Annotated in this window: 1 protein-coding gene; it reads right to left on the bottom strand. The window is 63.4% G+C overall.

Annotated features, from left to right (window positions below):
* Positions 1-177: 177 nt before the first annotated feature.
* The gene (locus VMR39_RS19220) at positions 178-2,535 is read right to left on the bottom strand and encodes a winged helix-turn-helix domain-containing protein (protein WP_325418057.1); all 2,358 of its coding nucleotides are present in this window, start codon (positions 2,533-2,535) and stop codon (positions 178-180) included.
* Positions 2,536-2,738 lie beyond the last annotated feature (203 nt).

Raw genomic sequence — 2,738 nt, 5'->3', positions numbered from 1 at the left:
GGTACGCCGACAACCTCTGGGCAATTTCTGCGTCATGCCCTGGTGGCGGCTACCTGGCTGCGCCCAGGCGAACCCTCGCATGACTCCACCATGTCGCGAACGGCTCTCGCATGCCGGTTCCTCGGTCGCCCGATCGCTGTGTTTTCAGCACTTCCGTCGTTGCACGTCGACCTGCGGCTAGCGGTCGCCGGCGGGCATTTGAAGCAGCGCCTCCGGCAGTTGGCGCTCGCCAGCCAACGCTTGGGTTTGCGCCAAGGCCGATCGCCAGGCCGTGATCTGGCCGAGCGCGTGATAGAGCCGCAACCGCAGCAAGGCTGCATCAAAGCTGGTCGTCGACCAGGGCGCGATGGCATTGACGACCGCCGAGGCCCGGGTGGAATCGCCACGCGCGACAAGCCAATCCGCGTAGCTCTTCGTGAACTCGAGCGTGTCGAGAGGGATCCGGATCGTTTCGGCCAGCGTCTGCGCCATCTGGTAATTTCGATCCGCTTCTCCCTCGTCGCCAGCGCCTGCGGCGGCTTCGGCCGCGGCGATCGCGGCGTAGAGGCGCGGGAGGTCCCTGCCCGTGTCTTCGGCCCAGGCATGCAAAGCGGAAAGCTGGCGTGCCGCGGCGTGGTCGTCGCCCGCGCGTCTGCGCGCCCTGATCGCAACCAATGCGGCGCGCGCATACTCGCGCTCATCCGATCCGGCGAGTTCGATTCCCATGGCGGCCTCGGCTTCATTTTCCGCGAAGGCGTATTGGCCTTCGCCAAACCCGATGCGTGCGTTCAGCGCGTGCGCCAAGAGCATCAAGCCCGGGTCGCCGTATGACGGCGCGTGTTCCAGTTCGCGTTTGATGATCGCTCTTGCCTCGGTCGTCCGGCCATAGTCGATCAAGGCTCGTGCGCGCATCAATTCGGCGAACTGGCGCAGCGCCGGAAACGCCGTACGCACTACCAGTTCGCGCACGCGCATGTCCTGAGCCAAGGCCCTCTCCACGTCGAGCGACAGCAGGTATATCGACATCTGTGTGAGGCGAGCGCGCAACTCGCCCGCGGTATCGGAAAACGTCGCCGAACGGTCGGCCGCATCCGTCAGATAGGGCAAGGCTGCTTCCGGTCGGTTCATGGAAAAGGCGAGCAACATTGCCGTGGCGTTGTCGAGCTTGGCCAGATGAACCCGATCTGCCGTTGCTTCCAGAATGACTCGAGCCTGCGCGAAGTCGTCTTGCGCTTCATCCAGGCGCCCCATCTGCGATGCGCTTCCGGCGCGGTACAGGTGGATGCGCCCGAGCAGATTCGCGGCCGCGTAGTCCGTCCTGCGTTGAACGACGGCGATGGCCTCGGTGTAGAGGCGCCAGGCGCCCGGAAAGTCGAATTTGCGGTAGCGCGTGTCGCCTAGCGCGCTCAGCACTTCCGCACGCATGACTTCATCGTGGGCGAAAGGGCCGTTCTTGAGGAGTGCTTCGAGTGTCTCGACGGCGGCGTCGACGCGGCCGGCGGTCAGGTCGATCTGGGCGCGCTGGAAGGCGACATCCGGCAATGCCTGCTGTTCCGGGGAGAGTCCGTTCAGCAACGTCTGTGCTTCCTCCAGCCGGTTGGCCAGCACGAACGCCTTCACGCGCTGAAGCATGCCCGCGAGTTCAGGTTGCCGAATAGCGAGGTCGTCTTGCTCGGGAAGCAATTCGAGTTTGGCGGCAAGCGCCTGGAAGGCAAAACGAGTCGCTTGAATGACATCTTCGGACTCGCCAGAGGCATGCACCGACTGATCACGACCGAGCGTGGTCAATACCACCCGCCAGCGTCCGCCGGAGAATACCGCTTGGGAACGAAGCAACCACCCGACGCCACCGTCCGAGGCAAGCTTGTCGAGCGTCTGATCGTCCGGCGGCCTACCATGCCAGGATTCGGAAAGTGAAATCGCGGTGGCGTCCGGCACGACCGGCTGTCCGGCGCTGCGCAGGCGCTGCGATAGGAACTGCATGGCGCCCAACCGCACCCAGGAGAAATCTTCATCGGCTTCGAGTTCGACAGGCAACACCAATGCCGCTTCCGTTCTGGTTGGAGTCGCGTGCGGAGCGCGCCCTTCCAGGACGACCAGCGCCACTGTTCCCGCAAGTAATACGGCGGTGGTAAAAAGGGCTGTTGCTCGCCGAAAGCGCGCGCGGATCGAAGCGCTGACAGGTTTCGGTTCGGTCGGATCGGACGGCACGATCGAAACATCATTTTCGGAAATGCCTTCTTGCAGGACCTGCGTACTCGCAACCCATTGGTAACCGAAGCGTGGGATGGTGCGAATGCAACGTTGCTCCTCGCCGCTATCGCCGACGAGATGCCTGGCGCGACCGACAATCTGTGCGAGTACGTTGTCCGTGACATCGACCTTGCCCCAGACCGCGGCGATCAGTTCATCGCGCCCCACCGCTCGCTTGCGGTGCTCGATCAGCCATACCAGCGTATCGAACACTTTCAGTTGCGCCGGCAACAGCTCTTCGCCACGCCACAATTCCCGACGCGCGGCGTCAAGGCGAAACTCACCAAAGGAGTAGATCGTCATGCAAGTCAACTACTGAGAAAGGTCTGAACAATTCATTCGCGGCGCCGGGCGTCTTGCGAAGGTCGGCAGGCACGACGTAGGGTTTCCGCGCGGGTTCAACTCCGAAGTGCAACACCTGATCGGGGGAGGAGGCCCAGGTGCGTTAGCCTGGGAGGCTTCACCGACAAGTGAAAACCGCACATGACCTGTACGCACTTGAGCCG

Origin of the sequence: Sphingobium sp., from assembly GCF_035511395.1 — a bacterium.
In the GTDB taxonomy this organism is placed as follows: Bacteria; Pseudomonadota; Alphaproteobacteria; order Sphingomonadales; family Sphingomonadaceae; genus Sphingobium.
Note: the sequence above shows the minus strand (reverse complement) of the source record. Positions and strands in the feature narration are given on the sequence as shown.

Bases quoted from the DNA above. Each gene is read 5' to 3' on its own strand.
- VMR39_RS19220 (WP_325418057.1), bottom strand. From the start codon at position 2,535: ATGACGATCTACTCCTTTGGTGAGTTTCGCCTTGACGCCGCGCGTCGG.